Annotated in this window: 9 protein-coding genes; all 9 read left to right on the forward strand. The window is 49.9% G+C overall.

The features are described 5' to 3' along the window. Positions 1-164 precede the first annotated feature (164 nt). The 9 genes from NFS35_RS28380 (at position 165) to NFS35_RS28420 (ending at position 7,063) form a co-directional block, all read left to right on the forward strand. On the forward strand, positions 165-410 hold the full coding sequence (locus NFS35_RS28380) for a hypothetical protein (protein ID WP_251210309.1): 246 nt from the start codon (positions 165-167) through the stop codon (positions 408-410). Positions 411-535: 125 nt separating this feature from the next. After that, positions 536-946 carry an HNH endonuclease gene (locus NFS35_RS28385; protein ID WP_251210310.1) on the forward strand — a complete coding sequence of 137 codons (411 nt, stop codon included), beginning with the start codon at positions 536-538 and terminating at the stop codon, positions 944-946. A gap of 2 nt (positions 947-948) precedes the next feature. Then, positions 949-1,410, forward strand: coding sequence for a hypothetical protein (locus tag NFS35_RS28390; RefSeq protein ID WP_251210311.1), 462 nt, complete (start codon positions 949-951; stop codon positions 1,408-1,410). After that, entirely contained in the window at positions 1,400-3,064 is a 1,665-nt protein-coding gene (locus tag NFS35_RS28395; RefSeq protein ID WP_251210312.1) for a terminase large subunit, read from the forward strand. The genes NFS35_RS28390 and NFS35_RS28395 overlap by 11 nt, the downstream gene beginning before the upstream one ends. Before the next feature lie 80 nt (positions 3,065-3,144). Next, a complete protein-coding gene (locus NFS35_RS28400) occupies positions 3,145-4,452 on the forward strand; it encodes a phage portal protein (protein WP_251210313.1) in 1,308 nt (435 codons plus the stop codon). A 4-nt stretch (positions 4,453-4,456) separates the two neighbouring features. Next, positions 4,457-5,227 (forward strand): head maturation protease, ClpP-related, encoded by a 771-nt coding sequence (locus NFS35_RS28405; protein WP_251210314.1) that lies wholly within the window; start codon positions 4,457-4,459, stop codon positions 5,225-5,227. A gap of 25 nt (positions 5,228-5,252) precedes the next feature. Further along, positions 5,253-6,479 carry a phage major capsid protein gene (locus tag NFS35_RS28410; RefSeq protein WP_251210315.1) on the forward strand — a complete coding sequence of 409 codons (1,227 nt, stop codon included), beginning with the start codon at positions 5,253-5,255 and terminating at the stop codon, positions 6,477-6,479. A 22-nt stretch (positions 6,480-6,501) separates the two neighbouring features. Further along, on the forward strand, positions 6,502-6,813 hold the full coding sequence (locus NFS35_RS28415; protein ID WP_251210316.1) for a hypothetical protein: 312 nt from the start codon (positions 6,502-6,504) through the stop codon (positions 6,811-6,813). After that, positions 6,797-7,063, forward strand: a complete 267-nt coding sequence (locus tag NFS35_RS28420; protein WP_251210317.1) for a hypothetical protein — start codon at positions 6,797-6,799, stop codon at positions 7,061-7,063. Before NFS35_RS28415 ends, NFS35_RS28420 begins: the two co-directional genes overlap by 17 nt. The last annotated feature ends 14 nt before the right edge of the window (positions 7,064-7,077 follow it).

Below are 7,077 nucleotides of genomic sequence, written 5' to 3' on the forward strand. Positions count from 1 at the left end.
GCAGATGCAGAAAAGGATTTATGAGAGCATTGTATATAATACGCCCTATGAATACATAGCGGATGCCTTGTGTGGCCGCCGCCAGTTCTATGAGTATCGGACGGAATTTATAACACGGATTGCCCAGGCAATGGATATGTTGCCGGGTGGGAAAGGAATGGAAGATGGGAATTGATTTAAGCAGATTCAAAGTAATACATGGGGGAATGGCATTAAACGCCATAGCACTAATGGAAGTGCGGATGCCGGATGATATGGATTACAGTAATAGGGACACGATTGTAAAGCCCAGGTTTATTGAAGTCCTGGCAATCAATGAGGATGGGAACATTATATCTATCCGGGATGAAGCATGGACATTTCAGTTTGTCCCGAACATTACAAAGTTTACCCAGGAAATCACAAAGTAGCCAGGCGGCAGCAGGGCATACAGTAAACGGGTCAGAATATGGGGATGATTTATATTAACATGGGCTTATGGATGGGAATATCTGTAGGCCCTTAATCATGTACAGAGAAAGGATGGTGGCAGCAGTTGAAAGAATATGCAAAGAGTTTCTATCAGTCGGATGCCTGGAAGAAAGCAAGGCAGACAGCAATCAAGCGTGCAAACGGATTGTGCGAGCGGTGCAGAGCCGCCGGGCGTTTCGTTCCCGGTGTGATTGTCCACCACAAGAAGTATATAACGCCTGGCAATATCCATGATGCCAGGGTAACGCTTGCCCTGGACAATCTGGAATTGGTTTGTGAGGATTGCCACAACAAGGAGCATAAGGCGAAGCACGCCGCACGTTACCGATTTGACGGAAACGGGAACCTGCTGCCGCCGCCAGGAGAAAATGAGAGGGTACGCCCCCCGGTGGGCAGAATTTTGGAGGGGCCGGAAGAACCGAGGGAGATACCTAAAAAAAACTCCGCAGGGTCGCACGCATATGAGGGGGGATGAACATGGAGGAAAAGAAAAAAACTTCTTTAAGTAAGTCGGAGAAAACCGACACGCCAAAAAAGGCGGAAAAACTGGATGAAAATAAAGAGAAATCCGACACGAAACCAAAGAGAAGAGTAAACAAAATCACACCGGCCCGGATAAAGAAAGAGATAGATTTCTTAAAGCCAATGTTTGACGGGATAGATGATGAGGACAAGAAAAACCTGGTAAATTCGCTGATAGAGGAAGCGGCGTTTCTGAAAGTGGCGTGCTTCCAGGCAAAGGAAGAACTGAAAAAAGAGGGGCTTACAACGGAAACGGTGAACGCCGCCCAGAAGTTTGTAAAGGCCCACCCGTCCGCCACGATATACGAAAAATATTCACGCCAGTATACGGCCATAATCCACACGCTTATTGAATATCTGCCGCCCAAGGAGAAAAAGAACATAAGCAGATTGGCGGCGTTGAGGAATGGGAAATAATTATATCTTCCAGTATTGGGATGCCATACAAAACGGCACCGTGACAGTAGGCGAGTGGATAAAGACCATCTATAAAATCCTTGTGGATGGCCTAAAAAGTGGCAAGTGGGATTTTGACGGGGAAAAGGCCGACAAGGCCATAACTTTCATAGAAAACTTTTGCCACCATTCCGAGGGCCGTAACGATTTATTGAAATTAGAATTGTGGCAGAAAGCCATTGTAAGTGCCATATTCGGAATCCTGGACAAAAAGACCGGGTACAGGCAGTTTAGGGAGGTTTTTATTGTCGTTGCCCGTAAGAACGGGAAAACATTGTTCGCCGCCGCCATAGCGGCATACATGGCGTATATAGACGGGGAGTATGGGGCAAAGGTTTATTTCCTTGCCCCAAAACTGGACCAGGCGGACCTTGTGTATGATGCGTTTTACCAGATTGTCCAGGCGGATGACGAACTGGAAAGCATCACGAAGAAACGCCGGAGCGACATTTACATCAAGGAATTTAACACAAGCATCAAGAAGATTGCCTTTAATTCCAAAAAATCAGACGGTTTCAATCCGCAGATGGTTGTCAATGATGAAATGGAAGCCTGGCCGGGGGACCAGGGGTTGAAGCAGTACGAAGTAATGACTTCCGCCCTGGGGGCCAGGAAGCAGCCGCTTATATTGTCCATATCAACGGCAGGGTACATAAATGACGGGGTATATGACGAACTGATGCGGCGTGCAACGTCATTCCTAAAGGGCAATTCCAAGGAAAGCCGGATTCTGCCTTTCCTTTACATGATTGACGATATAGAGAAGTGGGACAGCCTGGAAGAACTGAAAAAGAGCAATCCCAACCTGGGCGTTTCCGTGACGGAGGAATTTTACATTGAGCAGATAGAGATTGCCAGGGCATCCCTATCAAAGAAAGTGGAGTTCCTCACAAAGTATTGCAATATCAAGCAGAATTCCAGTGTGGCATGGCTTGACTATTGGGACGTGATGAAAGCCGTAAACGAGGACATACACCTTACTTTGGAGCAGTTCCGGGGCTGTTATTGCGTGGGCGGAATAGACCTTTCACGCACAACGGACCTTACGGCGGCATCAATCGTTATCTGGAAGAACGGGAAATGGAACGTCATAACAAAGTTCTATATGCCAAAGAAACGGTATGAAGTGGCTGTGAATGAAGATAACGTGCCATACAACTTGCACCGGGAACGGGGGTTCCTGGAAATATCCGGGGAAAACCAGGTGGATTATAAGGACGTTTACAAATGGTTTATAGAACTGGTAAAGGTTTATAAAATCCGCCCTCTGAAAATAGGCTATGACCGATACATGGCCGGGTATCTGATAGACGAACTTAAAATGGCCGGGTTCCAGACGGATGACGTTTACCAGGGGACCAACCTAACGCCTATCCTACACCAATTCGAGGGGGATTTAAAGGACGGAAAGTATAACCTGGGGGACAACACCCTTTTGGCATCCCACCTTTTGAACGTGGCCGTGGAAATCAACATGAATGACAGCCGCATGAAGCCCGTGAAGATTGAGAAGCGTTTGAGGATAGACGGGGCGGTTTCTGTCTTTGATGCAATGACAATGGTTTCAAAATACCATAGCGAGATTGGAAAGAAGCTGTTGAACGAAGCCGCATAGGGGGCATCCGGCAGCAGGATTTTAAAGTGGGTCAGAATTTCAACACGAAAATATTTACAATGGGTCCATGGGCGTGTTCCATGGGCCTATTTTTGAGGAAAGGGGGTAATAGTACGGGAATCATTGCAAACGTATTCGGAGCCTTTAGGGCGAAGTACAGACCGCTTTTATTGAGCCGTGGGGAATATGTGCCAACGGGAACCTTACGGGACAATGACATTGTAGGGGCCATAGCGGATGCCATAGCAAAGAACGTGGGGAAGCTACAGCCCCAGGTAATCCGAAAGGATGAAAAAGGGCTGACGGTGAAAAATGACTACCTGGCAAGGCTTTTGACATTGCGGCCATGCCCGGAAATGTCAACCTATGATTTCCTTTACCGCATAGCATCCGATTTGGTTTATACTTCCAATTCCTTTTCCGTGATTTTCTACAATGAGGATTTTACAAGGGTAACGAGCATACAGCCAATTACAACGAAAAGTTACCGCATTTTCGAGGATGACCGCCACAACGTCCTATTCCGCTTCCGTTGGGATTATGACGGGGAAACGTACACGGTGCCTTACCAGAACGTCATCCACATAAAGGCAAGGTACAACAAAAAGCGGTTCCTGGGGACATCCCCGGACATTGAGTTAAAGCGGAGCCTGGACCTTGTGGAAACGTCCGGGGAAATGATTAAAAACATTGTGAACCATTCAAACAGCCTTTCCGGCTATCTGAAATATAGCAACCTTGCGGATGACAAGGAACTAAAGGAAAAGGCCAGGGAGTTTCAGGAATCATACATGAACGCTTCCAACGCCGGGGGAGTTGCGGCACTGGACAGCACATACGAGTTCCATGAAATCAACACAAAGACAACGCCGTTGCCCACCGCACAGATTACTTTCTTGCGTGACAACGTGTACAGATATTACGGCGTGAATGAAAAGGTGCTGACTTCCACCCTTTCAGACCAGGAATGGATTTCATTTTATGAAAACGTGGTTGAGCCTATAGCAATCCAGTTGGGGTATGAGTTCACATTTAAACTTCTTACGCCAAGGGAAATAGGGTATGGAAACAAGATAGAGTTCACCGCCAACCTTTTGCAGTATGCCACATTGCAGACCAGGGACACAATCGGCGGAAATATGTTTGACCGTGGAGCCATGACAATAAACGAGTACCGGGCACTTATGTATTATCCGCCAACGGAGGACGGGGACGTGCGTATGGTTTCGCTGAACTATGTAAAAGCCGGGGACCAGAGCCTTTACCAGGTGGGGCAGGACGGGCAGCAGGGCGGAGATGGGGAACCGCCGCCGGGGCAGCAGGACAGACAACGCCGGGCAATGGAAGCGGCGGCCCGTGCTTATTTTACGGCCATGAAAGGGGGTTAGGAGGATGCCGGGGACAAAGAAAAGATTTATGGCGTGCCGGGACGGGGCACACGCAACCGTGGAAAGGTTCTATGAGTTCAAGAACGAAACGGAAACCACCGTGGACCTGTATTTCTACGGGGACATTGTTTCGGACTGGTGGGGAGCCTGGCAGGAAGAGGACCAGTACCCGGAAGCGATAAAGAATTTCCTGGCGGAAGCAGGGGGAAAGGATTTAAACATATACATCAATTCCGGCGGCGGTTCGGTATTCGCCGGGATTGCCATTTACAATATGCTGAAAAGATACCAGGGAAAGAAAACCGTCCATGTGGATGCACTGGCCGGGTCCATTGCTTCCGTCATTGCCTTTGCGGACAGCGATATGCCCACCATACCGTCAAACGCCTATCTGATGATTCACAAGCCATGGGCAGGATGCGAGGGGAACGCCACGGAACTTAGGAAGATGGCGGAAACCCTGGATGCCGTGGAAAGCGGCATTTGGAGCATTTACGCCGAACACCTGGCGGAGGGCGTGGACATTGAAACGGTGAAAGGGCTGATGGAAGCGGAAACGTGGCTGAACGGGAGCCAGGCGGCGGAATATTTCCGGGTAAAGGTGGGGGAGGAAAACACCATTGCCGCAGCGGTGCAGGATTACACGAAACTGTATTGCCATAATGCGCCAAAGGAGATATTGGAGCCGGAGGGAGCGGCAGGGCAGCAGGACACCGGGGAGCAGGAAAGACGGAAAGAGATTGTTTCACTTGCCATGGAGTACATGGCAAGGTGAGGGAGTAAGAAAGGAGAATAGAGCAATGACAAGAGAAGAGTTGATGAAACTTTCCAAAAAGGAACTTAAAAGCCGTGTGGCGGACCTGGGGAAGAAAGCCCAGGCACTTTCCGGCCAGGAATTGACGGATGCCATGGACGAAGCCCGTCTGATTGGTGAAATCCTGGATGAAATCAAGGTAAGGGAAGAACTGATGGCGGCGGCCACGGCGGCAGGGACGGCGGACCCGGAAGAGGGGGCAGAGGAACCGGGAGCCGGAGAGGGGAGCAGAGAGCCGAAGAACCAGGCCAGGGCGAAGAGCGGCAGGGCGTTAAAGGACGGGAAGAAAGTAACCTATAAGGCAAAGGCTTTGGCAAGCCCCAGGAACGCACTTTCCACCGCCAACGGGATCGTGATGCCGCAGCATGACAGCCCGGACATTTCCCCCACGTTCAACAATGTATCTTCCCTCATTGACCGGGTGCATACCGTTCCGCTTCCGGGCGGCGAAAGCTACAAGCGGCCTTATGTGGTTTCCTATGGGGACGGGGCAGGAAGCACAACGGAGGGAGCGGACTACAACGCTTCCGAGCCGGAATTTAACTATGCGGAGATTGTACGGGAGAAGATAACGGCCTATGCCGAAGAGCCGGAAGAAATGGTCAAGCTGCCGGATGCGGATTATGATGCCGTGGTGGAGGACAGCGTGACCCGTGCAATCAAGCGTTACGCTTCCAGACAGATTTTAGTGGGGCCGGGCGGCACTGGAAAGTTCCGTGGCATCTTCTACAACCCCACAGAGGAAAAAGAACAGGTGATTGACCCGGCCACGGACATTGCCACGATTACGGCCATTGATGACGGGACCCTGGATGAAATCATTTATTCTTACGGCGGTGATGAAGATGTGGAGGACATTGCCGTGCTTATCCTCAACAAAAAGGACCTTAAAAAGTTCGCAAAGTTGCGTGACAAGCAGGGCCGCAAGGTATACACAATCAAGAACCATGGCAACACGGGGACTATTGACGAAGTGCCCTATATCATCAATTCCGCTTGCGGAGAGGTTGGCGGCACCGCCGGGACATATGCCATGGCATACGGGCCGTTGTCCAATTATGAGGTGGCTATTTTCAGTGATATTGATGCAAGGAAATCCGAGCATTATAAATTCAAGCAGGGCCAGATTGCCTACCGGGCGGACGTGTTCATGGGCGGAAACGTGGTTGCCAAGAATGGATTCATCCGTGTAAAGAACCCGGCGGCAAAGTAGGCGGCAGGAAAGGCGGCAGGGCATGACAAAGGAAGAACTGATTTCCAGGGCAAAATTGAGGATTCGCAAAATGTCAAAGGATGCCCTGGACGGGGACGTGGGGCAACTGGTAGAGGTTGCCCTTGCAGACCTAAAGCGGATAGGGGTGCATCCGTCATACTTAGACCCGGAGGACATAAAGGACCCGTTGATTGTGGAAGCCGCTTTACTCTATACGGATGCCAACTTTGGGCACCCGGCCAACCACAAGGAGCTGATGGAATCCTATAACATGATTTGCACGAAAATAAAGGGCGGTGGCTACAATCGAAGCAATAGTGAAGCTGTTGGTTAAGAAGAACCAAAAGGAATACCTGGAAAAGGAAGCCTATGGGACCATACACCCGGTAGGCCGTGATGAATTTACGGCAGCAGGACAGAAGAGTTTCAAGGCATCCATGATGGTTGAGGTTTGGGGATTTGAATATGAGGGGCAGACGGAAATCATGGTGGACGGCAGGACATTGGCCGTCTATCGGACATACGGCCCCAAGAGTGACGGGAAGATTGAACTTTACGCCGGGGAAAGGGTTGGTAAGAATTGAGGACATCCATTGAC

It is taken from the genome of Acetatifactor aquisgranensis (genome assembly GCF_943193215.1).
Classification (GTDB): Bacteria; Bacillota; Clostridia; order Lachnospirales; family Lachnospiraceae; genus Acetatifactor; species Acetatifactor aquisgranensis.